Annotated in this window: 20 protein-coding genes and 1 riboswitch; all 20 genes read left to right on the top strand. The window is 46.7% G+C overall.

Going from position 1 to position 26,328, the window contains the following annotated elements; translation table 11 throughout:
• Positions 1 to 332 precede the first annotated feature (332 nt).
• The 20 genes from MKX98_RS17600 to MKX98_RS17505 all read left to right on the top strand — a co-directional run bounded on the left by MKX98_RS17600 (position 333) and on the right by MKX98_RS17505 (position 26,261).
• Positions 333 to 1,475, top strand: a complete 1,143-nt coding sequence (locus MKX98_RS17600; RefSeq protein ID WP_194542919.1) for a GntR family transcriptional regulator — start codon at positions 333 to 335, stop codon at positions 1,473 to 1,475.
• A 512-nt stretch (positions 1,476 to 1,987) separates the two neighbouring features.
• A complete protein-coding gene (locus MKX98_RS17595; RefSeq protein ID WP_113059358.1) occupies positions 1,988 to 2,938 on the top strand; it encodes an ABC transporter permease subunit in 951 nt (316 codons plus the stop codon).
• Between the two features lie 32 nt (positions 2,939 to 2,970).
• Positions 2,971 to 3,891, top strand: a complete 921-nt coding sequence (locus MKX98_RS17590) for a carbohydrate ABC transporter permease (protein WP_194542918.1) — start codon at positions 2,971 to 2,973, stop codon at positions 3,889 to 3,891.
• A 56-nt stretch (positions 3,892 to 3,947) separates the two neighbouring features.
• Complete coding sequence (locus MKX98_RS17585) at positions 3,948 to 5,639, top strand: extracellular solute-binding protein (RefSeq protein WP_259445249.1); 1,692 nt, start codon at positions 3,948 to 3,950, stop codon at positions 5,637 to 5,639.
• Positions 5,640 to 5,769: 130 nt separating this feature from the next.
• Positions 5,770 to 6,753 (top strand): Gfo/Idh/MocA family oxidoreductase, encoded by a 984-nt coding sequence (locus MKX98_RS17580; protein WP_339217469.1) that lies wholly within the window; start codon positions 5,770 to 5,772, stop codon positions 6,751 to 6,753.
• An 18-nt stretch (positions 6,754 to 6,771) separates the two neighbouring features.
• Complete coding sequence (locus tag MKX98_RS17575; RefSeq protein WP_260067754.1) at positions 6,772 to 7,854, top strand: Gfo/Idh/MocA family oxidoreductase; 1,083 nt, start codon at positions 6,772 to 6,774, stop codon at positions 7,852 to 7,854.
• 380 nt (positions 7,855 to 8,234) lie between these two features.
• Entirely contained in the window at positions 8,235 to 9,221 is a 987-nt protein-coding gene (locus MKX98_RS17570; RefSeq protein ID WP_339224492.1) for an aminoglycoside phosphotransferase family protein, read from the top strand.
• A 374-nt stretch (positions 9,222 to 9,595) separates the two neighbouring features.
• The gene (locus MKX98_RS17565) at positions 9,596 to 9,952 is read left to right on the top strand and encodes a hypothetical protein (protein ID WP_339217465.1); all 357 of its coding nucleotides are present in this window, start codon (positions 9,596 to 9,598) and stop codon (positions 9,950 to 9,952) included.
• 23 nt (positions 9,953 to 9,975) lie between these two features.
• The gene (locus tag MKX98_RS17560; RefSeq protein ID WP_339217464.1) at positions 9,976 to 10,503 is read left to right on the top strand and encodes a GNAT family N-acetyltransferase; all 528 of its coding nucleotides are present in this window, start codon (positions 9,976 to 9,978) and stop codon (positions 10,501 to 10,503) included.
• 271 nt (positions 10,504 to 10,774) lie between these two features.
• Positions 10,775 to 11,464 (top strand): alpha/beta hydrolase, encoded by a 690-nt coding sequence (locus MKX98_RS17555; RefSeq protein WP_339217462.1) that lies wholly within the window; start codon positions 10,775 to 10,777, stop codon positions 11,462 to 11,464.
• 314 nt (positions 11,465 to 11,778) lie between these two features.
• Positions 11,779 to 12,375 carry a hypothetical protein gene (locus MKX98_RS17550; protein WP_162487533.1) on the top strand — a complete coding sequence of 199 codons (597 nt, stop codon included), beginning with the start codon at positions 11,779 to 11,781 and terminating at the stop codon, positions 12,373 to 12,375.
• Between the two features lie 35 nt (positions 12,376 to 12,410).
• Entirely contained in the window at positions 12,411 to 13,142 is a 732-nt protein-coding gene (locus MKX98_RS17545) for a glycosyltransferase (RefSeq protein ID WP_220685103.1), read from the top strand.
• Positions 13,139 to 14,371 carry a glycosyltransferase family 4 protein gene (locus tag MKX98_RS17540; protein WP_194542908.1) on the top strand — a complete coding sequence of 411 codons (1,233 nt, stop codon included), beginning with the start codon at positions 13,139 to 13,141 and terminating at the stop codon, positions 14,369 to 14,371. Before MKX98_RS17545 ends, MKX98_RS17540 begins: the two co-directional genes overlap by 4 nt.
• Positions 14,372 to 14,392: 21 nt before the next feature.
• Complete coding sequence (locus MKX98_RS17535; RefSeq protein WP_194542907.1) at positions 14,393 to 14,593, top strand: hypothetical protein; 201 nt, start codon at positions 14,393 to 14,395, stop codon at positions 14,591 to 14,593.
• Between the two features lie 7 nt (positions 14,594 to 14,600).
• Positions 14,601 to 15,161, top strand: coding sequence for a methyltransferase domain-containing protein (locus MKX98_RS17530; RefSeq protein WP_194542906.1), 561 nt, complete (start codon positions 14,601 to 14,603; stop codon positions 15,159 to 15,161).
• 478 nt (positions 15,162 to 15,639) lie between these two features.
• Positions 15,640 to 18,423, top strand: a complete 2,784-nt coding sequence (locus tag MKX98_RS17525) for a hypothetical protein (RefSeq protein ID WP_339217457.1) — start codon at positions 15,640 to 15,642, stop codon at positions 18,421 to 18,423.
• Between the two features lie 574 nt (positions 18,424 to 18,997).
• Positions 18,998 to 19,092: riboswitch (cyclic di-GMP riboswitch) on the top strand.
• Positions 19,093 to 19,297: 205 nt separating this feature from the next.
• The gene (locus MKX98_RS17520) at positions 19,298 to 21,457 is read left to right on the top strand and encodes an amino acid adenylation domain-containing protein (protein WP_339217455.1); all 2,160 of its coding nucleotides are present in this window, start codon (positions 19,298 to 19,300) and stop codon (positions 21,455 to 21,457) included.
• A gap of 403 nt (positions 21,458 to 21,860) precedes the next feature.
• Positions 21,861 to 24,101, top strand: coding sequence for an AraC family transcriptional regulator (locus MKX98_RS17515; RefSeq protein ID WP_339217453.1), 2,241 nt, complete (start codon positions 21,861 to 21,863; stop codon positions 24,099 to 24,101).
• A gap of 205 nt (positions 24,102 to 24,306) precedes the next feature.
• Positions 24,307 to 25,287 carry an ABC transporter permease subunit gene (locus tag MKX98_RS17510; protein WP_339217451.1) on the top strand — a complete coding sequence of 327 codons (981 nt, stop codon included), beginning with the start codon at positions 24,307 to 24,309 and terminating at the stop codon, positions 25,285 to 25,287.
• Between the two features lie 71 nt (positions 25,288 to 25,358).
• Positions 25,359 to 26,261 carry a carbohydrate ABC transporter permease gene (locus tag MKX98_RS17505; protein ID WP_339217449.1) on the top strand — a complete coding sequence of 301 codons (903 nt, stop codon included), beginning with the start codon at positions 25,359 to 25,361 and terminating at the stop codon, positions 26,259 to 26,261.
• Positions 26,262 to 26,328 lie beyond the last annotated feature (67 nt).

Below are 26,328 nucleotides of genomic sequence, written 5' to 3'. Positions count from 1 at the left end.
AAGTCATTCTCATGACAGCTTGATTTAATGGACGGACAGTTGAGCAGATCTCGACTGTCCGTTTATTTTGTGCGCCCCGCATGGACGATCGTCAATATGCGGCTTCTCTTTACGCTGTATATATTTTGACAAGAACATATAGACCATAACAACTGCAAGCAAGCATTTTTTTATTTTAAGTAATGGAGGAGCTGGGAGAACACATCCGATGCATTCTCCCGGCTCTACAAAAACAAAGAAAGGATATGGAATAAAGCGCTTGCGCCATTCGTAATGTATATATTAAACATATTGAATGAAATGTGGTGATTCGGTTGAGCTCTACGGAAAGAATGCCGTTGTATCAGAGGGTTCAAGAGTATATACGCGACTTGATATCGTCGCAAGTATTGAAGGTTGGAGACCGTATTCCTACGGAAAAAGAACTCATGGAGCGTTTCGGAGTCAGCAAGATTACGGTCGTTAATGCCCTGGCCGGCTTGGTTAACGAAAAAATCATAACCAGAGTGCCCGGAAAGGGGACTTTTGTAAGTGAACCTGAATCTGAAATGTCGGCGACTTCTCCTATAAACGCCGTAAAGTCTATTCATAAAGCTGGCGGAGAAATGGGGACACGGTTAATAGGCCTGATTCTGCCCAGCATTTATGATTATTTTACGATTCGGCTTATACAAGGTATTCAGCAGGCACTCAACGAGAACGATTACCGCTGCGTCATCTATTTATCGGAGGGCAGCCTTGATAAGGAAAAAGAGGCAATCAAGACATGTTGTAAAATCGGAGTGGAAGGGTTACTGATTTTCCCGGTTGACGAGGAATTATTCAACGAGGAAATTCTAAGCATGAAATTTGCGGGGTTTCCGTTCGTACTCATCGACCGTTACCTTCCAGGGGTCGAAACGCATTATATCGCATCAGACGGCAGGCTTGGCGTTAACATGGCTGTAAATTACCTGTGGGAGCTGGGGCATCGCGAAATCGCCATATGCTCCGATTCCCCCATACAAACCGTTACCGTTCAAGAGCGGATCGACGGATATATGAATGCCTTCAAGGAAAAGGGATCCCTCATTAATCCTGCCCACATCGTGACCGATTTTGAAATCGGAAGTTTGGAGCAAGCTGAAACCCATCCCCTGTACCGCTATATCCAAAATCGAATGGCAACCGCCTATATCACGCTAAATGGAAGTCTTGGCGTGAAAATCTACCAGATTGCGCGTCAAGCTGGATTGAAGGTGCCTGAGGACATTTCCATCATCAGTTTTGATGATCCGACTTCCATCATCGAAGGCTACAGCACGTTTACGCATGTTAAACAGTTTGAACGGGACATGGGCTACCGCGCGGCGTACACGCTGCTTGAAGTCATTAACAGTGATGACGGACAAGACGGAAAATACTTTAAAACCCTCGTGGAGCCGGAATTGGTGATTGGCGAGACGACGGGAAAAAACGTTCTCTTCACTTCATGATATTCCACACCCGCTTACCGCAACTTTCTCTCATGAAATCCTCCCGTAATTAGGTCCTACATCCATAACGAAATTCAGTAGAGGCTCTTCAAACCATTGTATAAATATATATTGAATATAATGTATCCTCGCCAAGGAATAAACGCCTCAAAAATATGGGCGGGAGAAGGGGGCTTACCCCGTTCATTTATAACCTAAAGAACATGAGCCTCCCCTAGGCTAACAGCAGCTTTCTTTTTCATGTACCCCCGATTCATTATTTTAAAGAAATCACCAATACTTTTTTTGACCCGAAGATTACTTTTATCCAAATGAAGAAATTATGGAATGATTCCTACAGTATATTGAATATATTTAAACTATCTTAATGAAACCGCTTGCAGTAAGGAGGGGGAGGCAGTCGATATATATCGTCGAAAATCGAAAACCGTTGGCAATGGCTCTGTACCTAGGCTATCGGGTATGGATTCGTAAAAATCCGATCCGACGATGATGGAGGAGGTGTTCGGAGAATGGTACCAAAAGGTGTTGTTATCCCTGGATTTGAGCAGTTAAAAAAGAATAAGAAATTAACGAAGATATGGCAATTTAGACATATATATTTATTTTTGCTTCCTGCGATCATCTGGTTTCTGGTGTTTGCTTACTATCCGATGTACGGCATATTAATCGCATTCAAAGATTTCAAATTCAATCTGGGGATCTTGGGGAGTCCGTGGGCAGGCTTTAAATATTTCGAACAGTTTTTAAACGATTCCAGCTTTTACGATGTGCTCCGAAATACGTTATCCATCAGCGCCCTGAAACTAATTTTCGGATTTCCAGCTCCATTGATCCTGGCCTTAATGCTCAATGCCGTCATGCACAAGAGAATCAAAAGAGTGTTTCAGACGATTTCCTATCTGCCGCACTTCGTGTCGTGGGTCGTTGTCGTGACCTTGCTTCAAAAAATCCTGTCTCCGAACGTAGGGCTTATCAATGACATTCGGTACCAAATGGGTTTGGATCCGATCTTTTTCATGGGAAAACCGGAATTATTCTATCCATTGGTCATCATTTCCGACATCTGGAAAGGGGTAGGCTGGGGTTCGATCATTTATTTAGCCGCGTTAACGAATATCGATCCGCATTTGTATGAGGCAGCCGAAATCGACGGGGCTGGAAGGTGGAGCAAACTATTTAAGATCACGCTTCCATGCCTTACTCCAACGATCGGCATATTGCTTATCTTCTCCCTCAGCGGAATCCTGAACGCGGGCTTTGATCAAATCTGGCTGATGCAGTCCCCAGCAACATTAAGCGTCTCGGAGATCTTGGACACCTATGTCTTAAAAACAGGCCTCCAACAGGGGCAATTAGCCTATTCCACGGCCATTGGATTATTCAAGTCAGCGATTTCGCTGCTGCTCATTGTTGCTGTCAATAATATATCCAGGCGTGTGAGTAACGTATCGTTATGGTAATCAGCTGGCACTCAAGATGAGGAGGTGTGTGTATGGATGCGAGAAGGCTGACGCCAGCAGATAAATTGTATATGACGCTCAACTATTCGGTGCTGCTTTTATTCTGCGCTACGGCACTTTATCCATTTATCTATTTTCTAGCCCTTTCTTTTAATGACGGCTACGATGCGATGAAGGGTGGAATCTATTTTTTTCCTAGAGTGTTTACACTAGAAAACTATGCAAAAGCTTTTAGCAACTCATTGATCTTAAATTCGTTTTATATTTCCGTAACCCGAACCCTTGTCGTTACGGTTGCCTCCGTATTTTTGACGGCCTTATTAGCCTACGCGCTTTCGCGGAAAGGGCTGCCCGGAAGAAAATATATCGTATTCTTCTTTTTCTTTACCACGTTGTTCAGCGGAGGACTTATTCCTACATTTATCCTGTTCCGGCAAATCCACATTCTGGATACGTTTTGGGTGTTGGTGCTGCCGTCCCTATACAATTTCTTCAATGCGATTATCATGAAAACCTTTTTCGACGGGATCCCTGAAGGTCTGTCGGAATCGGCCCGAATCGACGGAGCCAGCGAGTTGTCGGTATTTGCAAGAATCATCCTGCCTCTTTCGATGCCGGTGCTTGCTACCATTGCCTTGTTTGTCGGGGTGGGCGTGTGGAATGACTGGTTTACCGGTCAGTTTTTCATACAGAATGAGAACCTGCAGCCTGCAGCCACGTTCCTGAACAAGATGATCAGCGAAGCGTCCTTCCAGTCGATGACGTCATCGTCGGGTAATAGCGGTTCTGCGATTCAAAACATGACCGAGACGCAGATGGAGCTGCGAGGCGTAACGCCGGAAGCCTTGAGGATGACGTTCGTTATTATTATTACGACCCCGATCATCTGTGTGTATCCATTTCTTCAGAAGTATTTTGTAAAAGGCGTATTGGTAGGTTCTCTGAAGGAGTAGTTGGTATAAAAGGCTAAGCCTCTTATATAAAACTTCCAATGGAAGGGGATTGTAGGATGAGGAAGAACAAGCGCAGGAGTGTTCTTGGCATGATACTAATCGCTTTGCTGCTTTTCGTGACCATGACGGCATGCACGGGAACAGGCGGAGAAAAGGAGGCAGGCACGGTTGACACGGGTCCGAAGGAGTCAGGTACTGAAGAAATAAAACCGGTAACCTTGACTTTTCTCAGTGCGTGGAACGGCGGCGGAGCCGGTTTCCCGCAGGACCAGGAGAATAATCCCGTAGCCGGGCAGATCAGGGAGAAAACCGGGGTCACGTTAAAACTCGAATCCATCACAACAAGCGAAGTAGAAAAACTAAACACCATATTTGCTTCCGGTACGGTTCCGGATATCGTTAATGCACCTTTCTGGTCTACGACAGGAGGAGAAGGACAAGTCATCAAGAAGGCGGCCACGGAAGGACAGCTTCTGGATTTAACCCCTTATCTCGATAAATACCCGAATGTTAAAAGACTTGTGACGACCGGGATTGCGAAGGATTTTGCCGAGTTCGATCTCAATAGTCCCGAATTTGAAGGCAAGACTTATCTCATTCCTACAGAAACCCCGGACGGAACCCCGGAGAGCATTCATAATTGGAATTACGGCCTTTTTGCCAGGGGAGATATCCTGAAAGCTTTAAATGTAAAAGCGGAGGATATTGATACGCAAGAAGAATTATATGATCTATTGGTCAAGATCCGAGACGGCGGTTTCAAGGATATTGGCGGAAAGCCGGTCATCCCGGCCGGAACCATGTGGAATGGATGGGATTACGGCCAATTCCTTGCCGGGTGGACGGATTACACGATTTCGGACTTCCGTGAAGTGGATGGAAAACTGATTCACTGGACGCAAACGAAGGATCATGAAGACCGGTTGTTATACATGAGGAAGTTATTAACGGAAGGTTTGTTTGATCTTGAAGCCTTCAACAATACGAGTACAACAGCGAATGAAAAGCTGACGACGGGCAAGCTTGCCGTATTCGGAGCCCAGCCGATGTTAGCTGATTTACAAAAAACGCTGTATAAGACGAATCCGGAAATGCAATATGAACTGCTCGGGCCGATGAAGAATAAGAGCGGAAACATTCGAACGCAAGTGGAAAAGCCCGGTCGTTCCGGTTTCCCTGTCCTATTCTTAAGCGCGGACATCAAAGATCCGGATGCGGCATTGCGGTACATTGATTATGTCAACAGCGAAGAAGGCCGATTGCTTGCGAATTTCGGGATCGAAGGAACACACTACAACATGGAAAACGGGATACCCCAGTGGATTGCTGATGTAAAAAAACAATTTGATGACAACCCGGATCTGAAAAGAGACGCAGGACTCAATTATCTTCCGGGGAGGTTCATCGGCGCCTTCTCGTCTGAAGTCACCTGGCCTACGCCTGAAGATCAAAAAACGGAGTGGCAAAAGCTGGAGGAGAGTTTCTCTGCAAGAATGCCGATCAAAATCATAGACAAAGTAAGCGCAAGCTACCTTGCCAGAGAGTGGCCTAAATATCAGGAATATATCGATAAAACCAGCAGTTTGAATTTCGATGAAGAATTTAAGAAAGCATTTTTTGCAGCGTCCGACGAAGAGGCTCTAAATATGCTTCATAGTGTTCAAGAAAAATTTAGAGCGGCCGGCGTGGAGGAAATGGCGGAGTTCGTGGCTCAAAAAGCTGCAGAACGGGATGATGTAGGGTTCTAGTGAAGGAAGTTTGTGGGATGGTGTGGGTGATGTCACTCCATCCCCATTCATTTCTAACCTTATTTTTACCCACCTCCCTTTGAAGAGAACTCATATCTAGTGAAAAATATAAACGTTGGAGGGAAGACGCATGTTGAACGTTGCGATGCTAAGTAAGTGGCATGTGCATGCAGAGGATTACGCAAGAAAGCTGCAATCTCACGGTAACGTGAAGCTCATGGCCGTCTGGGACGAACAGCCTGAACGCGGAAGCGAATGGGCTGCCCGCTTGGGAGTGGATTTTGAAGCAGATTTGGATACGCTGCTGCAGCGGGAAGACATTGATGGCGTCGTGGTGGATGCCCCTACAAGCATGCACGCAGACGTCATGGTGGCTGCCGCTGAGGCCGGCAAACACATCTTTACCGAGAAAGCCATGGCTCTTACTGTTGAAGAATGCGATCGGATCTCTGCGGCGGTACGCAAAGCAGGCGTCAAGTTCTGCATTTCTTTTCCCGCCCGTACAAGGCCGCATCAATTGTTTGCGAAGCAGCTGATCGATGACCATGTATTAGGGGACATTACGCTGCTGCGTATTCGTAACGGTCACGACGGTGCTTTGAATAATTGGCTCCCCGATTACTGGTATGATGAGAAGCAAACCGGGGGCGGAGCCATGATGGATTTGGGCTGTCATCCGATGTACATCGCCAGTTGGCTGCTCGGTAAACCCAAAAGAATCACATCCATGTTTCATTACTTCACCAATCGGGCAGTGGAGGATAACGCACAATGCTCCATTGAGTTCGTCAACAATGCGGTCGCTCTGGTCGAAACCAGCCTTGTGACGTACAGAACCCCTTCTGCCCTTGAGATTTACGGTACGGAGGGCACTTTGATGATCTCAGACGATACCGTTCGAGTCATCTCGAAGAAGCTCGAGTTACCTTTTTCCGGATGGATCTCACCCGCTCAACTCCCTAAAGAGCAGCCCCTTCCGATTATCCAGTGGGCAGATGCATTGATTCATGACAAGCCGATGCCCTTCGGACTGGAGGACGGGACGAAATTGACGGAGCTATTGGAAGCGGCATACATCGCGCATAAGGAAAATCGAACGGTAGAGTTCAAATAACGCGGGGGAGGGAATACGATGAGGACCGTAAAAGTAGGGATTATCGGTTGCGGGATGATTGCGGGCGGGAAGCATATGCCGTGTTTGTCCAAGTTAGATAACGTACAGATGGTGGCCTTCTGCGATTTGAAGCCGGAACGAGCCGAAGAAGCCGCCCAAAAGTACGGCACGCCAGACGCAAAGGTATTTACAAATTATAAGGATCTGCTTGCCATGGAAGAGATTGAGGTCGTCCATGTGCTAACACCAAACAGCTCGCACGCAGCGATTTCCATTGATGCGCTTGAAAGCGGCAAACATGTCATGTGCGAAAAACCAATGGCCGTCACAGGTGCGGAGGCCAAAGCGATGTACGAAGCCCACTTGCGAACAGGCAAGAAGCTAACCGTCGGGTACCAGAATCGCTCCAACGCCAAGAGTCAACTGCTAAAAAAGATGATCGCCGATGGGGAGCTTGGAGATATCTATTTTGCAAAAGCGGTCGCTACCCGAAGACGAGGCGTGCCGACATGGGGCGTGTTTCTGGATAAAGAGAAGCAGGGAGGCGGTCCTATGATCGATATTGGAACCCACTCCTTGGATCTGATCCTATGGTTGATGGATAACTATGAACCGGAGAGTGTCGTCGGCAGTGTCTTCCATAAGCTGAAGTTTACCGAAAATGCCGCAAACGAATGGGGAGCTTGGGATCCAAACGAATTCGAGGTAGAAGATTCGGCGTTCGGGTATGTGAAATTTAAAAACGGAGCGACGGTCATCATTGAAACCAGTTGGGCCCTTAACATTGCGGAAGGTGGCGGCAACCTGCTGTGCGGAACGAAGGGCGGAGCGGATTTTGCTAAAAATGAACTGCGGATCAATGGCGAGCGGGACGGGAGTTTGTTCCTGAATAAAATCGAGGTGAATGCGAATGCGAGAGAACTTTTCAGGGGAGAAGAGATGACCGATTTCGAATATGAAGCCAAACAATGGATTCACAGTATCGTGAACAATACCGAACCCTTGGTTAAACCAAGAGAAGCGATGATTGTTTCACAAATATTAGAGGCGGTGTATATATCCGCAGATACAGGAAAAACCGTTTATTTTGATAAGGATTGAGGATGTGAAATAAAGAGCACTTTTCCGTGGTGCTTTCCCTTCATGATAGATAGTGAAAAAAAGAGTCCATCTGTCGGGGGACAAAAACATATTCCCATTGAAAGTCGCTAATTAAGCGGCTTTTTTGTTTTATCCCGAAAAGGACGAGAACATGTTCCGAATACCGGATAGACGATATCTAACCATTCTCCAATCGCGATTTCATTAAGCTAGCTGGCAGGAAGAGGTAATAAATGAATAAATCCATAGTCCACCTTTCATCGTTGGCTTCTTTTCCAATATGATGATTATGCATAGGCGTTCCCATGTTAAAAAAACGATTGGAGGACTTCGTATTGAACGAAATAAAAGCTGAAACTCTAACACAGGTTTTAAACAAAATGCTCGGTACAAAAATAATCTGCACCGATTTCCAAACCAAACCGTTACATGGCGGTACAGTGGGTAATGTACAGCTTGTTACGGGTAATGTCAAAACCACTGACGGTGAGACATTACCCTATAAAATCGTATTAAAAACGCAGAAGAAATGGGAACGCTACAACGATCCCGATTCATGGCGTAGGGAATATGATTTGTATAAATCCAATTTCGGCGCGCTGTTCTCTGAATCATTCCGTTGGCCTGAATGCTATCACGTCGAAATGAACGAAGAAGAAAACGAAACGCAGATATGGATGGAATATATCGACGGCATATCAGGTTTAGATTTGACCGGCGATATGTATGAACGCGCAGCCGAGGAATTAGGACGGTTCCAAGGCAAGTTATATGCCGAACAGCCAGCTGTTTTACAGAGCTTGACCAACCTGAGCAAAGCGGATTATATGAAAAATTTCTATCTTCATTATCGGTCATGGAATAGAGTGTACGATTATATACGCTCCGACGATTGCAAAATCCCGAAATACCTATGCCAAATGCTCATCGATATTGATGAAAACGCAGACGAAATATGGAGCCGTATTGAAAAGCTCCCCATCGTGCTGTGCCACAGGGATTTTTGGGTAGCAAACATATTCTATTCAGACGGCAAAACCATACTCATGGACTGGGATACCGCGGGGTGGGGCTATTTAGGTGAAGATATGGCAAGCCTTATCGCAGACGAAGCCGATGTTGAAGACATGGTTGAATACTACCGTAGATGTATCCCGGCGTATTACAAGGGCTTTTCGGAATATGCGGATATTTCACACATAACGGATAACTGCGTTTATGAGTTGATCCTACTTATGTTCGGGTACAGGCTTGTAGAGTGGTATATGGACGCAGGATCAGATAACAAACTCCAAGAAACGGACGATGAAAGAACACTGCACATCCATACCCTGCAAAAAATCTTTGAGATAAGGAATGAACAGTGATTCCTCCGACAAAAATGTCGTAGGACAACAAAAGCACTTCATTGGTCGAACCAGGCGCTTAGACGGGAGCCGCAGCAAGAGCTGGCCTGGTATGTGCGGGTCAGCGTTTATTACGCCACGGATAAGGATCGGGCTTTCGAAGAAGCTCTGCAAGAGGCCTTACGAATAGATCCATATGAGCCTTTTTATTATTATCTGCAAGCCAATATGCTGAACAAGAAGGGCAGGCCAATCAAGCGAAGACGGCACTTTCGCATGCACTTGAACTGCGTCCGGAATCACCATTATATTTGGCTGTGTTAAGCTATACGGAAGCGTTGCTGAGAAACTTTGAGGATTCTGCTAGGCTGGAAAGACTCTCCCTCAAGCATAATATGGAATCGTCCGAAGTATATTTTTTTCTCGGCTTGGCGGCTGGCCAGCGTGGGGAATACAAGCTGAAAGAGACGTATATACGGAATGCCGTTCGCTTAGATCCAGAAGACAAACAGTACCAGGATGAATTTCTAGAGGCGCTTCAACATAACGAAATGTTATTTAAAATATTTTTGTGGCCAGTGAAATTTTTGCGGAAAATGAAGAATTGGCAGATTCTGCTCACTTGGGTTGTGGCAGTGCTCTTATTTAGGCCTTTGTTAATCCTGTTCATCGTGTTGTATGTGCTCTCGCATTGGGTAACCAAAGCCATCGTGCACGTCAAAGTCTTTGGCTGGGGACGTAGAGGCGTATAAGAATAGGGATAGAGGAAGATGAAATGAATAAAGACAAATTATGTTTGGAAATAAAAGAAGCAGAAGAATCCCAGTTGAGTTTCCTTGTTTCTCAGTTTTCACCTGGTAATCCTATGTTTCAGTACAACCGATATGCTACACAAAAGAGAGGTGAGGGACTATACTTAATCGCTTGGCATCATAACACCCCTGTTGGCCATTTCTTATTACGCTGGAGTGGTCCTAATGATGAACCTGTAACTAAATTAGTGGATATTACCCAAAGCGCTTTCTTAGAGGCTGGGTTAACAGTATATGAATATCGGAGACAAGGTATTGCAACGGCCATAATCCAAGAAGCCGAACGTTTAGCAAAAGAAAAGGGTTGTACGTGTATAGGATTAGAGGTGGGAATAAATAATCCGGAAGCCAAACGACTTTATGAAAAATTAGGCTATGTGGATTGGGGGCACGGGGATTTTTTAATCAGTTGGGAACAGATTGACGAAAATGGAAATAAAGGAATTGGAACAGAAGTTGTGATTTATATGCAAAAAAGTTTGATTAACTAAACGGGAAACGAACGCTCAATAATGAAAATAGATGGGGCTGTCTCGAAATTCATCAGTAGATGACGGAGGGATACCCTTTTTTTGTTATAAGCAGTCAAGTTCCTTACAACAGCTTTATTTAGGTAACGAGCAAAATGATAAGGAATGCAGCTGATATGATGCAGTCCTCATTTTTATATTGACTAAATGTTCATTCAATAATAAAATAATACTAAAAATTCCAGTAGGCGCCTTCTATTATTGGGCCAAATTGGTTTGAGGATGATCAGAGATGGAAACACGTGTGAATCAAATAGAATTGAATGGACGCACTTTTCAATATCGAGAGAGTGGGGAACCTTCTGCACCGCCGATTGTTGCACTTCACGCGCTGGGAAAAAGCGCAGAATCATGGGATCAAGTCGCAGTTGCATTAGGAGAAAAATACCGCGTTTTAGCTTTAGATCAACGGGGTCACGGTGGGAGCGCAAAAATAGGTAAATACACTTTTGAACTGATGTGCGATGACTTGTTTCATTTTGCAAATGCTATGAATTTGGAACGATTTACGCTTCTTGGGCATTCCATGGGGGGAACAGTATCCTACCTTTTCTCGGAAACATATCCTTCGAGGATAGAAAAGTTGATCGTTGAAGACACTCCACCTCCCTTTCCGGATAAGCCGATCGAAGTTCCTGCCGAACCTTCTGATCCTATGCCGTTTGATTGGCTGGTAGTGCCTTCGATTTTACGGCAACTTAATGAACCTAATCCCGAATGGTGGCTGCGTCTTAACGACATCATCATGCCGACTCTTATTATAGGCGGTGGGTCCAGTCATATTCCTCAAAACAAATTGCAGGAAGTTTCTGAGCTTATTCCGAATTGCGAGTTGGTAATGATACAGGATGCTGGGCACTTTGTGCATGATGATAATTTACCAGCTTTCTTGTCTGCCGTAAAAAAGTTCCTTGATTTGTAAGTTTCCGAACGCTTCACATCCGATATGGCTATAGCGGATAGGAGACTGTCGGGGGAAATTAGCGTTGTGATATTGAAAGTCGCTATTTTAGCGGCTTTTTTGTTTTTTCGGTACAAGTTTGTGTCCCGAGTCTAGACGAATAACTTTTCATGGATGCGATTTCCTGAAAGGAAAAGACTCTTGCAAGTCACTCTTGCAAAGAGTCTTTTTTTGAAGATATAGTCACGCGTCGGCTCAGGCCGCTAAGACAAAGAGTATATTATTAAAGATTGGTGAAGGGAGGGATTGTTATCTACAATAACCATGTCCAGAACATGATTACCAAGATCCCGGATGGAACGCTTGTCCGCGATTCGGGCTCGGCTGTATTTTTGATTGAACACGGCCAAAAACGGCCCATTATGGATATCGATTCTTTTTATTTTTACAAACTGATGGCCAGGAAAATCATACCGCTTGAGGATATGCTGCTTAACCTGTATCCCCTTGGAGAAGGCGTGACGGTTACGGGACAGTGGGCGAAGTGCGCCCCGGCGACGCTATTCGTAAAGGGGGGTGGATCCGGGATCTTTTTGTGGATGGACAATTGTTTATTCCCGATCCAGTCTGGAGAAGTCTTCCAACGTTTGCGGTGTCAAATGGACGAAATCGTGCATGTCCCGGATTCTTTGGTTCAATCTTTGCAGATTGGACACACCATCGACGCCTCTTTTTTTCTTCAGTACCCGGTGCTTAACGGACGCCTGTACAGCTCCCCGAGCGGTCATATTTATTACGGCGAACGGCGAACGCTGCGAAAAGTGGAAGGTCCCTCCGTTTTTTCCTTCTTTCAATGGAGCGTACATCAGCTGATCTATCTAACCCAGAATGAATTTATAAAAAGTCCGATAGGAAAACCGGTACTTTCCTAACCGGGGTCAATACGCGGGTAGGAGGTTAAGATAACATGATACCGAAGGTAACGGTTATTATCCCTTTCTACAACTGTGTTTATGTTCAACAGGCCGTAGAGAGTGCTTTGGCGCAAACCTATCCCGAGATAGAGGTCATTGTGGTCGATGACGGGTCTACCGAACATATGGATCTCCTGAATCCTTATGTTGACCGCATCCGGTATATCCGAAAGATCAACGGGGGAACGGCTTCCGCCCTTAACGCCGGTATTCGAGAAGCTAAAGGGGATTATATTGCTTGGCTCAGTTCGGACGACTTTTATCTTCCCAACAAAACAGCAAGACAAATGTCGTTTATGCTGGAACGTGGGGCATGGATCAGCAGTACAAACTTCAACTTCGTCAACGATCGGAACTTAGTGCTCATGGAAGCCCCGAATTTTTCGTTTACTTCGAATCTGGAGCTGCTTGATCGATTGAAGAGGGAATGTCCAATTAATGGCTGTACGATCATGATGAAGCGGCAGCTCCTTGAACATGTCGGCATGTTCAATGAAGAGATTAAATACACGCAGGACTACGACATGTGGTGCCGGGTCGTGCTCGCCGGGTACGAATTTCATTATTTGCATGATATTCTTCTGCATTACCGATATCATCCGAACATGGGAACCTTAAAGCACAAAGACGCCCTTAAGCGGGAAATCGGGACCCTTCAGGCCATATACGGCGACAGACTGGAGCAGCGGAGACAGGTATTACTGACAGGAGGGTGGCAGCCTTGAAAATCTTGCTGGCTACCTTTTTTCAAATCCCGTACGTCGGTGGATTATGGAAATATATGTTGCAGGTGAAGCAGGGGCTTGAACGAGAGGGACATCAGGTGGATCTTTTTGGGAACGGACTGGATCGGTTTTATATTTTCAACAGTAACCAGGAGGTTCCGAAGGTTCATTTCAAGGAAATGTTCGATTACAAGATAACCCCTGCCACCGCGCCTTTGATTGCGGAGCATCCCTGGGTCAGGGAAGCGGAGACCGACAGGTATTGCATGGAGTTATCACTCGCCTTTATCGGTCTTGATCAATACGATATCATACACGCGCAAGACGTTCTTGCCGCCGCTGCCATAAAACGCATAAAACCAGGACAAATACCGTTAGTGACCTCCATTCACGCTTCTGCAGCTCTTACAGTACGGGATATGCTTGAGAACAACAAAACTTCTTCGGAAGACCCCACTAGCTCCTTGGTCTGGAAATACTATAAATCTATGGAATACTTGGGAAGTTCGGTAAGCGATAAAGTCCTTCTTGCTTCCGAATGGCTTAAAGAAGTGATGGTCCATCAATTTAGGGCTCCTTCCGATCGAATTGTCCTTATTCCTTACGCCCTCGACATCCCTTTTTTTCAAAGCAGCATGCGTAAGGTTTCCGGAAATCCGATCATGAAGCCCAAGGATAAAACCGTGATCATCAGCACATCGCGTCTTAGCTACGAGAAGGGGATTCACGTCTTGTTGAATGCCTTGTGCAGGCTGCACGTGGACCGCCAGGATTGGGAATGCTGGTTGGTCGGAGACGGTGATAAACGATATGAATACGAGGAGTTATGTCGCCAGATGGGTATTCAGTCGGCGGTTCGTTTCCTCGGAAGCCGGGAGGACGTCCCCTATTTGCTGAGTCAGGCCGAAATTTTCGCAATGCCCAGTTTGATGGAAACCCTGTCCTACTCCGTTATGGAAGCTCAGTTAGCAGGTCTGCCCATCGTATCTTCCAGTGCAGGCGGATTAAAAGAAGCGGTACGGCATAATGTTGACGGATTGCTGTCTCCTCCGGGAGACGCGCATGTACTTTATCTGCATTTGGGTCAGCTGCTGTCGGATCCTTCCTTCCGGCGTAGGCTTGGGGACAATGCGCTGGAGTGGGCCTTAAAAAACCGGTCACTTCATACGATGATCAAACATTTGACAGGGGTTTATTCGGAGCAGTTGTCTCTAAAAAAACAATCCTAATTTAAAAAGGCGGTGTTTGTTATGAACATGCATCACGTTCCCGGGGATAGATACAACGGGTTGTTTTTAACCCAGCTTTCCCAGCCGCATATAGTTGTCAACCGACAGGTATGGGATCAGATTGCCGCCAAACTTCCTCAAGAGTACGCCATTCCAGATTTTCGCATCATCAATCTCATGATGAATGATGAACCATCGCCTCAACGAGAAGTGGGGTGGTAAGAACAATATGGGGACATCCAATTGGCAAAATATTTCGTATTGCGTGGAACTGCTCCGGCAGATATCGCCGTCCTCGGTACTTGATGTCGGCGTTGGATTTGGCCGCTGGGGCATGTTATGCCGCGAATTCCTCGATGTGTGGTCAGGGCGGGTATTTCGTAAGGATTGGAAGGTAAGGGTGGAGGGAATTGAAATATTCCCCAAAAACATTGACCGTTACCATGCGTATTTCTACGATAAAATTCACATCGCTGATGCTTTTGAATTTATTCCGTCAACTTCGCCCGGAGAATATGACGTCATGATTATGGGCGATGTTCTGGAGCATTTCGATAAGGATAAGGCGCTTACCCTGTTGAATGCCAGCATTGCTAGAGGCAAGCACGTTCTGCTTAACATTCCCATCGGATCGGAATGGCCGCAAGGCACGGTGTACGGCAATGAATTCGAGACCCACCGCAGCATCTGGACTACCGAGGAGCTTGATGCTTTCCCCGTTAAAGCCAAAAGGCATTTTAAAGACTATATTAACCGGGATTTTTCAACGTATTTATTTTCTTCGGAGTGATAAGGGTTTCGATGGAATAACAAATGTTTGCATTAGGCATTCATTTCCATCGACAGGCGTAGAGACAATAATGGTTGGGGTGTCCAGCAAATGCAGCAGCCGGGGTTATTCCCGGCTGTTTTTGTATTCAATTCATGACGGCGCCAGAGGACGGAGCCGACTGGCGTTAGACCATGAACGGCTGCCAACCGTATTTTGACGCTGCTGTCGGTCAGGCTCAGCTCGACCGCTGCCGCCAGAGCATATCCATATTGCAATCAGAGGCAGGAACCACCATGATAACATTTCTAAATCTCATAAGGGACTAGTGAGTCCACATGTTATTTACATGTATTTTACTTGTATACAAATAAAGGGATATGATAAGATGAGATCGTATTGAAAGCGTTTACTAACCGGGAAAAAATTTATTCGTAAAGGGGAGAGTTTAGTGAGAAGCAAGTGGAAGAGTCGAGTTGCCGCAGTCCTAACGGTTATCATGATGTTCGCAATTACCCCTTGGGCCATGCCGATCACGTATGCCGCAGATGAAGAATTGACCAACGTTATGATCAACGGCGGCTTCGAGGATTCTGAAGTAAATGGACGTTTGCCGGGCTGGCAGCCCGATGAAGACACAGCTGCCATTACCGTAAGTGAGTCCGTGTACGCAGACGGGAAACGAAGTCTTCAGGTGGAACGCCTGTCGCCCGATGCAGGCTCCGGAGCGGTCAGCGATGCATACGCCGTCCAGCCATTCGGCAATGTCATCATGACAGCAAGTGTGCTCTCGGATGAAGGTCAAGGCGGCAAAGCAGACCTCAGGTTTTATGATGCAGACGGAAAGCTTGTCTCCATGGTGAGCGGCCTGGTCGATGAACCATCAGGCCAATGGCAGAGTTTAAGAGTGGCTGCTGCGGCACCTAAAAATGCTGCAGAGGTCAAAGTCGCCTTCAAGTTTAATGGCGATCAAACCGGCAGGTATTTCGTTGACAGCGTCACATTGCAAACGCATGCGTCCTCACCGTACTTAACGAATTTGGGACCGCAATCGTCGAGTCTAACCCTGATGACTGCAGCCTTCGGTAAAGACAAGAATGGCCAGGATGCTTTGTTTACGGTCGCACAGGGTGATCCGGCACAATTCATCGTAATGGATGTTGCTTCGAAAGAAGTGAAATCCACTCATCCACTGGTTGCGCTTGACGGAAGCAACGTATCGGCAGCTTGGGCGATTGTGACAGCCTCCGATGGAAAGGTATACATCGGCAGCACGCCGAACGGGACGTTGTTTCAATATGATCCGGCAGAGGATACATTGCGGGCGATCGGCAAACCGGTTCCTACCGATACCGTGATCTGGACGCTTGTAGCCGGGGAAGATGGCAAAGTATATGGAGGAACGGGATATTCCCAAACGCTGTTTGAATATGATCCCGCATCCGACCAGACCAGAATCCTTAAATCCTTCAAGACTTCTTCGAAAGAGTCTCATATCCGCAGCCTTGCTTACGATTCCGATCGTCAAGTGATCTATGTGGGGGGAGCCGATGTCGCCAAGCTTTATCAATACAATCTCGCAAGCGGAACATCCACCGCGCTTCATCCGCCTGAATTTAACGGCATGACTTCGGTTTATGATCTCCGGTATGCAGGGGGCAAACTTTTCGTGCGCGTGGATCCAGGACCCGTTATGTGTGTCTATGATCCCGATACCTCCAGCTGGATCGTAAATAAAAATACGGCCTATAATGCCCGGGGATTCTCACCAATATCGCCAGACGGCAAAACGGTGTTCTACACCTATTATGAGACTCTCCCGGGAGGCGGGCAGCAGTGGTCGCTTTATTCGTATGATGTGAATACGGGGGTTTACGGCTCGCTGGGCGTGGATGTCAAAGGAGCAGGCGTCGCTTTTGGTTATGTTCAGCTGGATCAGGCAAAGTATCCGGGCTGGACCTTGGTCGGATTGGCCGGAAATAGCGGCAGGGCATTTTATTACAACCTGGAAACCGGTTTGATTGAGACGCCGGAGCTTCCGTTTCCGGCACAGTTTGTGGAATTGTTTAATATCGGGAAGAGCACAGACGGGCAGATTCTGTCTTCGGGCTTCATTTCAGGCGGGGGAATGGGAATTTACTCGCCGACCCGTAACGAGACCAAGCATTATCCTCAAATCGGTCAAGTCGAAGGGTTCGGTTCATTGAACGGAAAGATGTATCTCGGCGTTTATCCTAGAGCGACCCTCTTTGAATACGATCCAGCCAAACCTTGGAACCGGACGGACCCATCAGAACCGAATAACCCGCTGCGGCTGGGTCAGTTGGGTTCGGAGCAAGACCGGCCCGTAGCCATGCTCGGGGTCGAGGAAGAAAACCTGTTATACATCGGTTCCTATCCAATTGCAGGCAAAACAGGCGGGGCACTTACCGTCTACAATCCTGTTACCGGAAAGTTTGATGTGAAGCGCGACATTATATCCGGTCATTCGATCAATTCGTTGCTTTACCAAAATGGAAAGCTGTTTATGGCCACCGGCGCGATGACCGGCGGAGAGGGGAAACTTGCCATTTTCGATACAGCATCAGGCCGAGTAGAGCTGGAACAGGTACCTGTTCCGGGCAAAAAAGCAGTAACCTCTTTGATATGGGGCCCGGACGGTAACATATGGGGAATGGCGCTGGGGGCTCTGTTCATCTATGATACGGAACGCCAAGAGATTATTTACAGTGAGGATATGTTTCCTACAGCAGATTATGCACACAGCAATCCTCGATTGACCATTGGAACGGACGGCAATGTGTACGGTACCATTTATACGGGATATGTTGCTGACCATACTTATACGAGCAAGATGTTTAAGATTGACACAGCAAGCAAATCGCTGTCCATCTTGTTGGAGAGCAATGCGGAAAAGCTGGCGCAGGACGACTTTGGCAATTTCTATTTCAAATATGGCAGCGAGCTAATGAAGTATAGCGACCCGAATCTGGTCATGCCGCTAGACAAAGTACAGCTCGAGGCTGAATCGCTCCAGCTTCACCCGGGAGATGAGGTCGGTTATTCCTACGAAGTCTTCCTTGAGAGAGGAAGAACGACTAAGGAGTTATCCGGCGCTCACATTGAGTATTTGAGCAGCCGTCCGGATAAGGCGGCGATCGACCCCAAAGGAAAGATTATCGCCAAGCATCCGGGGCAAGCCGAGTTGTCGATTCGAATTACATTGAACGGGGTAACGGTTGAATCCAATAAAATCAAGGTGAAAATAACCGGACCTTTGTAAAACTGTTCATGACATATAGCAATATGAGGCCGTTGTCCTGGACAACGGCTCTTTATTTTATTATCCAGTGATCCATTAGACCGGGAACTTGAAGGATGGAATTACCAAGTGGGTTGAACTTATGAAAGTTTTCTGATCGGAAGCGAGATGTCCTTACCAGTTAAAGACGGTAATTTAGTCCCGTTTGACAAGAGGCAAAAGTTATAGGGTTTTATGATTTCTGCTGTCGCAATTAGGTCAATGGATATAGGAGTGAAGTTAAAAAATAGAACTATTTTCTTGATCAGCCATCATCTAATATCCAAGTAATTACAGAAAATCGCAGCCTTTCTTTTGAACAGAATAGCTTTAATACATAGTTAAGTGAAGTGTAGTGAAGTCGAGGAGTGGAAAAAATTAGTAAAGATTAACTATCGCGACCTAGTGTTTCATGAGGGTTATCAATATCATCAAAACCATTCTTGAAAGACAATATTGAACAAAAGACCTATCGATTTTCATTTGGAAACAAGATACAGTAATTGTAAATCGAATACATAATATAATCATGGTTTACAATTTAAATACTATTTTTGTACGACAATAGCAAACCCACCGAAAGGTGGCGACGCAAAGCTATAGGGGCTAATGCGGGATCTACTGCGACCGCAATGCCAGCCAGTTGCCGAATACAACGGGAAACCTCCGTTTTATTCATTATTTTGAATTGAAGAAAGGGGTTTTTTTGACGTTCCAAAAAACAACGGTGGCTTCGCTATAAAAAACTAGTTTGGGGTTGAAGGGGGACATTACTTGATCGCAGAATGCGAAGAGGATTTTTCTGTTCGTTAACAATCAGACATTAATGAATCGATTATCCGGGAGGTTGATGGTCATGGAACAAACGACTTGTGATGTATCAATTGACGAATTGCCGAGGGGGGGATGGGCCGACGATGAAGGAAACCAGGTTCGTTTTTCCCTTGATTTTGCAACGACCCGAAAACTCCATGAACTTGCGTTCAATTTCGGAATAACTGTGGATATGGCACTTATGGCTTGTTATTCGATCCTGCTTGCCAAATATACCGGCGAGGATGATCCTGTAATTGGGTATCTGTTGGAAAGACAGATGTTTCCTATACGTTACTCTCCTACTGTACATAAGCCATTAGGTAAGTTTCTGATAGAAGTCAAGCATACCACGATGCAAGCACTCGAAGATCGGAATATGCGAAAGAATTTGAGCGGCAACCCGTTCATCAAAGCGGCGTTTACTTGGCAAAACGCCAATGCCACTCCTTATGAATCCGATCAGCTGGGGACGTTTGAGCTTGCTTTGACGGCTTTTAAGAAGGAATTTATCATGATACACCTTGAATATTCGGCCCGCTCCTACAGAAAAGAAACGATCGAGCAGATGAGCGGCCACTTGAGCCGAATCGTGCATGAAGTAGTTGATTTCCCCGAGAAGGTGATTGCCGACATACGTATGATGTCGGAAGAAGAGGAGAGACAGATTCAGGCTTTCAGCGGATCTAAGACGGACTATCCTTCCAGCCAAACGGTCCATTACTTGTTTGAGGAACAGGTCCGTTTAACCCCCGATCGCCCGGCGGTCATGATCGAGGACCATCAGATGTCCTATCGGGAATTGAACGAACGCGCGAATCAGCTTGCAAAAGCACTGCAGGATCACGGCGTTAAGCCGGAGAGCGTCGTTGGCATTGTCGCGGATCGGTCTGTCAATATGATTGTCGGGCTTACAGCCAAATTGAAAGCTGGCGGCGCTTATATGCCCATCGAAGCCGATTTTCCGTGCGAAAGAATCGAATATATGCTCAAGGACAGTCGAGCGGGATTTTTACTGGCTCCTTCCAGTTGGAAGCCTGACATAGCATTTGAGGGAAAAGTAATTTATTGGGACAACGCGCAGCTAAGCCTTGACAGCTGTCCCCATACGATATCTGCAGCAACCTCGCAAAGTCTAGCCTATATCATCTATACTTCCGGATCAATTGGGACACCGAAAGGAGTAATGGTTGAGCATCGTAACATCGTAAGACTGGTCAAGAATACCAATTATTTCAACTTTTCCAAGGAGCATCGAATTTTGCAAACCGGTACAATAACATTCGATGCGTCGACCTTTGAAATTTGGGGATCCCTTTTGAACGGATCTACTTTGTATTTGATGAAGGACACGGACCTATTTGACCTTTACAAATTGAAGGAAACCATCATCGGCCACCGCATTACGGCTTGGTTTCTGACTACGGCTCAATTCCATAATCTGGCCGAACAGGACCCAGACGCCTTTCGTACGTTAGACACCTTGCTAATCGGCGGAGAAGCGTTATCGCCGAAGCACGTAAATGCCGTAAGGAAGAGGTGCCCCGATCTGCGGATGATCAATATGTACGGTCCAACGGAAAACACGACGTTCTCCACTTATTTCCCGATCGAACGTGATTTCATATCGACCATTCCAATTGGCAGACCAATATGCAATTCATCCGCTTATATTCTTGATAAACAGTTGAAGCTTCAGCCGTTCGGAGTAGTAGGAGAGCTTTGCGTCGGAGGAGACGGTATCGCGCGGGGGTATGTGAATCAGCTGGAATTGACAGAAGCCAAGTTTGTGGAACATCCGCTCCTCGGGGAAAGGTTATATCGAACGGGGGATTTGGCCCTGTGGCTGCCGGATGGCAATATCGAAATGATCGGGCGAATCGACGATCAAGTAAAGATCCGAGGGTATCGAGTGGAACCGGGAGAAATCGAGACCCGGCTATTGGAACACAACGCAATCTCGAAAGCCGCGGTAGCCGTCAAAGCAGACGGAAGTGGAAATCCGATAATATGTGCGTATTTTGTTGCGAAACAGGTGTTGTCCGAAACGGAAGTCAAGGCGTATTTAGCCCGGAATTTGCCTGAATATTTCCTGCCTTCACTTGTGGTGCAGATGGAAAGTTTGCCGCTTACCCCTAACGGGAAAGTCGATAAAAAAGCTCTGCCGGACCCTGATCTTCTTCGTCCGATGCTCGTCAACTGAGACGAACCGCTAAACGAAACGCAGCAAATGCTTAAAAAGATCTGGCTGTACAAGGATGTGGAGCAAATCGAGACCGCATTTGACCCGATCTATCGATGTTTATCGTCCAGTCATCACCAATGATGGATGGGAGCACACTAATTTGGGTAGGGAGCAAGGAAGGAAAAAAGTGAACAAAACAGATAAAGTGAAGTCAAGGCTAAAGTATGATGACGGCAAGCAGTCACCCTAAAACAAGGTTGACTGCTTTTTCTTTTGTGAGGAGTTTAAACTTGCTGCTCCTTCCGCCACTGTCGGATTGTCATTAAAATTATTCTAAAGTTACTTCAACCGACAGGGGATTGCCCCCCGTTGTATAATTCATTAATACAAAAGCATGTCCACATTACATAGGGGCGGGGTTATGATGCGCAAATCATGGTTTAAACGACTACTATTGTCCTACATGCCGGTATTTATGATTGTCATCACGTTTATTTTCTTTGTTTTCTTTCAAATGTTCAGTGAGCAAAGCCGTCGCGAGGCGCTGAATGCCAATAAGACGCTGTCCCTACAGGCGATGCGGATCGTGGATACGTCGCTCAAAGTGATCGATAATATGATCGTCCTCGAGAGTATCAACAGCGAGTCTTTGAACAATTTTTTTAAAGCAAACTCAGGAAGTGATGCCTACATCAACATCAGGGCCGTGCAGAAGCTTAAGGAATTGATCAATTACTATCCTTTGATCGATTCCATTTACTTGGTGCGATATTCGGACGGATATGTGTTGAGTGATGCAACCAACGCTTATATCGGTTCATATCCTGACCGCAAATTTATCGAAGAATATCAGGTGTCGAAGACTCCAAAGTGGACCGGTGGGCGCAGTTTCGAGCAATTCAAAATGATTGGCGGTAAACAGGTGGTCAGTCTGGTGCGGGGATCGCCATACATGAAAAATAATCTCGGCATGATCGTGGTTAACGTTTCGGCGGATTCGCTGAAAAAATTGACGGAGAATATGTACGAATCCAAGGTCAGCTTCATCCAGGTTAAAGATGCTTCCGGTCAGCTGTTGTTCGGGAGTGAGGCGAAAGTTAAAGAATCCGAGCTCTTCTCGGAATATACCTCGGACTACACCGGTTGGAAATATGGAAGCGGTCTCATCAATGGCGGATATGTCAACACGATTTCAGAACTCTATAATCTGTGGTTTGTGATCGGACTCCTCATGATCGCCGCCGGATTCATCTGGATGATCTATGTGACTCGGCGCAATGCCAGACCGATCGAGCGGATCGCCGAGCGATTCAGCGACTATTCCCTGCCTGTAAGGGGCGCGGGCTTATGGAAAGGCAGTCCCGATGAGTTCGCATTTATTGAGTCGGCGTTCGATCATATCCTGGAGCAGTCCAGGCAATACCAGGAAAAATACCAGGAAGATCTTCATCTGCGGACAAGGTATCTGTTCCATCAGCTGATTGAGGGACAAACCGATATGAGTCTGGAAGAGTGGCAGGAGGAAGCCGCCATACTGAATTTACCCGAGCCGCTGGACCGGTTTAGGTTACTCATCATTGAAATGGACAACTACGGAGAGTTCTGCCGGAAGTATACGGCGAGTGATCAGAATCTGCTGAAATTCGTCCTCCGGAACGTGGTGAACGAGATTGCGATGAAGGAGAGTATTCGTTTGTGGTCGGAATGGACGTCGCCCTCCTGCCTTGCCGTCATTTACTTTGAGGGGGACGAGACAGAGGAGAGAGAGGGAGAAGCTTTATCCCGTTTTGGCGCGAAAATGCGGGGCTGGACCGAGCAAAATTTGAAATTTACCGTTACGATTGGAAGCGGCGAGGAGGTTTATCGGATCCAAGACCTGTCCAAGTCGTATAAAAGCGCAGCCCAAGCGCTTAAATACAAAATCGTACTCGGGGAAAACCGTCTGATTCGTTGCGAGGATATCGCCGGCACCAGCCATGCCGAAGTGTACGCTCACCTAGGAGAAATCAGCTCGATTATTCAATCCTACCGAATGCTGAACATAGGGTGGGAGGAGGCATATGAGGCATGGTTCGCACAGTTAAAGGGCAGCCTTCTTACCAATGAAGAGATATTTAACCTTATGAATTATTTACTGTACAACGTCGGCCGGGAGCTTTCGGACATGAATAAGGATGTCTACCGCGAGTGGTCCCAGGTACGGCTTCCCCTACTTACGGAAATGCTGGACCATGGCAGTTCACTGGAGCAGCTGCGGATTGAAATCAAGCAAGTCATGACCAGTTTGTTCGAATCCGTGGGTCAGCTACAAGAAGGCAGGCAGTACGCAGCGCTTATCCGGGAGATCTGCAAGCTGATCGAACAGGACTATGCCAACCCGGATTTGTCGCTGGAGATGCTCGGGGATCGTTTTCAGCTGAATCCCAAATATATAAGCAAGTTGTTCAAGGGACATACCGGACAGAGGTTCGTCGATTTCCTTATCCAGGTACGGATGCGTGAAGCAGTGAAGCTGTTGTTGGAGACGGATGCCTCTGTACAAGAGATTGCGGAGCGGGTTGGCTATACCCACGCCATCTCGTTAACGCGAGTATTTAAACGGATTATGGGAACGGCACCGGGCGAATACCGCAGCAATCAGCTCCGCAAAACGAACGGTTGAAAACGGTTTCTTTGTAGAAAACGGTTAAGGTGGCGAGCTCATCGCTGCCTTTTTCGTTATAAATCATGCAGGCGAAAATGGTTAACCCGTTTATTCTTGTTTCTTGTTGATCGTAAGATCGGGCGTTTACAATGGCAATACATTCCGCCGCATCCAAAAGGGCGCTAATGATATCCGCAACATATAACGGAAGGAGTTCATGCTGATGCGAAGTCTCAACAATAAGTTACATGGCGGTCCCGGGCTACCCGGTCCTGCTCAGGTCGGCACCCGCTCCCGCCCGCAAACGACGTGGATCCGGATCAGGCGTCACTGGCAGCTGTATCTGGTTCTCCTGCTCCCCTTTCTTTACTTGATTGTATTCAAATATGTGCCGATGGCCGGGATCGTGATTGCATTCAAGGACTACAGCGTCATTAAAGGGATTTGGGGAAGCCCTTGGGCTGGATTCAAATACTTTGAACAATTTTTTGAATCCCCAAACTTCTGGCTCTACATCAAAAACACGCTTGGGATCAGTTTCTATGGTCTGGCCGTCGGGTTTCCGGCACCGATTATTCTGGCGCTCGCCCTGAACGAAATCCGAAATGGGCTGTTCAAGAAGAGCGTACAAATGATAACTTACGCTCCTTACTTTATATCGACGGTTATCATGGTATCGATCATTATCGTCAATTTGACGCCCCAAGTGGGCATGGTCAGCAAGCTGTTCGAAATGATGGGAGTAACCAATACGAATTTTATGGGTATGCCTGATCTGTTCAAATCCATTTATGTCTGGTCCGATGTGTGGCAGTACACCGGATACGGGGCGATCATCTATATCGCTGCGCTCGCCGGAGTAAATCCTGAGCTTTATGAGTCGGCCAAGGTGGATGGGGCTTCCCGCATCCAGAAGATCCTCAAGATTGATATCCCCAGCCTGATTCCCGTGTCAGTGATCATGCTGATCCTGAATCTTGGTAACATTATGAAGCTGGGTTTCGAAAAAATCTATCTAATGCAAAACCCTCTCAATCTCGCCTCTTCCGAAGTCATATCTACTTATGTGTATAAAGTAGGTCTGCTTGGGTCGAGCTTCAGCTTCTCGGCGGCGATCGGCTTCTTCAACTCGGTGGTGAATTTGCTCCTGTTGATCGCCGTGAATTACATCGCCCGAAAGCTGTCGAGCAGCAGTCTGTGGTGAGTCGAATGAATTCATCGCCGAGGCCGACTGAAACCATACCTAAATGAAAAAGGTGCCAAGGAGGGAACAAAATGCCCAAAACAACAACCGTAATTCGGGAATCCCGGGGGGACCGCATATTTGTCGCTTTGATCTATGCTTTCCTGACCTTGATTCTTATCATCGTGGCCGTGCCATTGATTTATATTCTCAGCTCATCCGTAAGCTCGCCGCAGGCCGTCGTGTCCGGAAAGGTATGGCTCTTCCCAGTCGATTTTACATTGGATGGATACAAGGCGGTATTTCAGAACCCGCAGATCGGCGTCGGCTATATGAACTCCTTGTTCTACACGGTCGTAGGGACGGCGATCAACGTGTCACTGACAATCATGTTTGGATATCCGCTTGCCAAGCGGACGCTGTACGGCCGACATTTCTTTATGATTGTGCTGGTTATTACCATGATGTTCGACGGGGGCTTGATACCGTACTATCTCCTGGTGAAGGATCTTCAGTTACTCGACACCCGTTGGGCGATGATTCTGCCGGGAGCCATGGGCGTGATCCAGGTTATCGTTGCCCGCACCTTCTTCCAGACGACCATCCCGGATGAACTGTCCGAAGCGGCGGAGCTGGACGGATGCAGCGATATCCGGTTCATTCTCAGCATCGTCCTGCCTCTGTCCAAACCGATTATTGCCGTCATGACGCTCATGTACGCAGTTGGACATTGGAATGCATATTTTGACGCCTTGATCTTCCTGAGATCTCCGGACTTGTTCCCGCTGCAAATCATTCTACGCAACGTCTTGATTCTGAACACGGTGGATCCGTCGATGATGGCCAATGTGGATCAGGTGCAGGCGCAGCAAGGACTGAAGGATCTATTAAAATATTCGCTGATCGTGGTCGCGAGTGCACCGGTACTGATCATTTATCCGTTTGTTCAGAAGCACTTTGTCAAAGGAGTCATGATCGGTTCCTTGAAAGGATAAGTGGGAAACCAGCTTAAGGGAGGTGGTGCGGTCTTTTATTCAAGGAAGATACGGGTGATTGGAAGTT

The organism is Paenibacillus sp. FSL W7-1332 (assembly GCF_037969785.1).
GTDB lineage: Bacteria > Bacillota > Bacilli > Paenibacillales > Paenibacillaceae > Paenibacillus_AQ.
This window is presented reverse-complemented; position numbering and strand designations above follow the sequence as displayed.

Bases quoted from the DNA above. Each gene is read 5' to 3' on its own strand.
- MKX98_RS17570 (WP_339224492.1), top strand. From the start codon at position 8,235: ATGCTCGGTACAAAAATAATCTGCACCGATTTCCAAACCAAACCGTTA.
- MKX98_RS17520 (WP_339217455.1), top strand. From the start codon at position 19,298: ATGGAACAAACGACTTGTGATGTATCAATTGACGAATTGCCGAGGGGG.
- MKX98_RS17550 (WP_162487533.1), top strand. From the start codon at position 11,779: ATGATTACCAAGATCCCGGATGGAACGCTTGTCCGCGATTCGGGCTCG.
- MKX98_RS17585 (WP_259445249.1), top strand. From the start codon at position 3,948: ATGAGGAAGAACAAGCGCAGGAGTGTTCTTGGCATGATACTAATCGCT.
- MKX98_RS17600 (WP_194542919.1), top strand. From the start codon at position 333: ATGCCGTTGTATCAGAGGGTTCAAGAGTATATACGCGACTTGATATCG.
- MKX98_RS17565 (WP_339217465.1), top strand. From the start codon at position 9,596: ATGGAATCGTCCGAAGTATATTTTTTTCTCGGCTTGGCGGCTGGCCAG.
- MKX98_RS17545 (WP_220685103.1), top strand. From the start codon at position 12,411: ATGATACCGAAGGTAACGGTTATTATCCCTTTCTACAACTGTGTTTAT.
- MKX98_RS17555 (WP_339217462.1), top strand. From the start codon at position 10,775: ATGGAAACACGTGTGAATCAAATAGAATTGAATGGACGCACTTTTCAA.
- MKX98_RS17535 (WP_194542907.1), top strand. From the start codon at position 14,393: ATGAACATGCATCACGTTCCCGGGGATAGATACAACGGGTTGTTTTTA.
- MKX98_RS17595 (WP_113059358.1), top strand. From the start codon at position 1,988: ATGGTACCAAAAGGTGTTGTTATCCCTGGATTTGAGCAGTTAAAAAAG.
- MKX98_RS17590 (WP_194542918.1), top strand. From the start codon at position 2,971: ATGGATGCGAGAAGGCTGACGCCAGCAGATAAATTGTATATGACGCTC.
- MKX98_RS17505 (WP_339217449.1), top strand. From the start codon at position 25,359: ATGCCCAAAACAACAACCGTAATTCGGGAATCCCGGGGGGACCGCATA.
- MKX98_RS17530 (WP_194542906.1), top strand. From the start codon at position 14,601: ATGGGGACATCCAATTGGCAAAATATTTCGTATTGCGTGGAACTGCTC.
- MKX98_RS17525 (WP_339217457.1), top strand. From the start codon at position 15,640: ATGATGTTCGCAATTACCCCTTGGGCCATGCCGATCACGTATGCCGCA.
- MKX98_RS17560 (WP_339217464.1), top strand. From the start codon at position 9,976: ATGAATAAAGACAAATTATGTTTGGAAATAAAAGAAGCAGAAGAATCC.
- MKX98_RS17575 (WP_260067754.1), top strand. From the start codon at position 6,772: ATGAGGACCGTAAAAGTAGGGATTATCGGTTGCGGGATGATTGCGGGC.
- MKX98_RS17580 (WP_339217469.1), top strand. From the start codon at position 5,770: ATGTTGAACGTTGCGATGCTAAGTAAGTGGCATGTGCATGCAGAGGAT.
- MKX98_RS17510 (WP_339217451.1), top strand. From the start codon at position 24,307: ATGCGAAGTCTCAACAATAAGTTACATGGCGGTCCCGGGCTACCCGGT.
- MKX98_RS17515 (WP_339217453.1), top strand. From the start codon at position 21,861: ATGATGCGCAAATCATGGTTTAAACGACTACTATTGTCCTACATGCCG.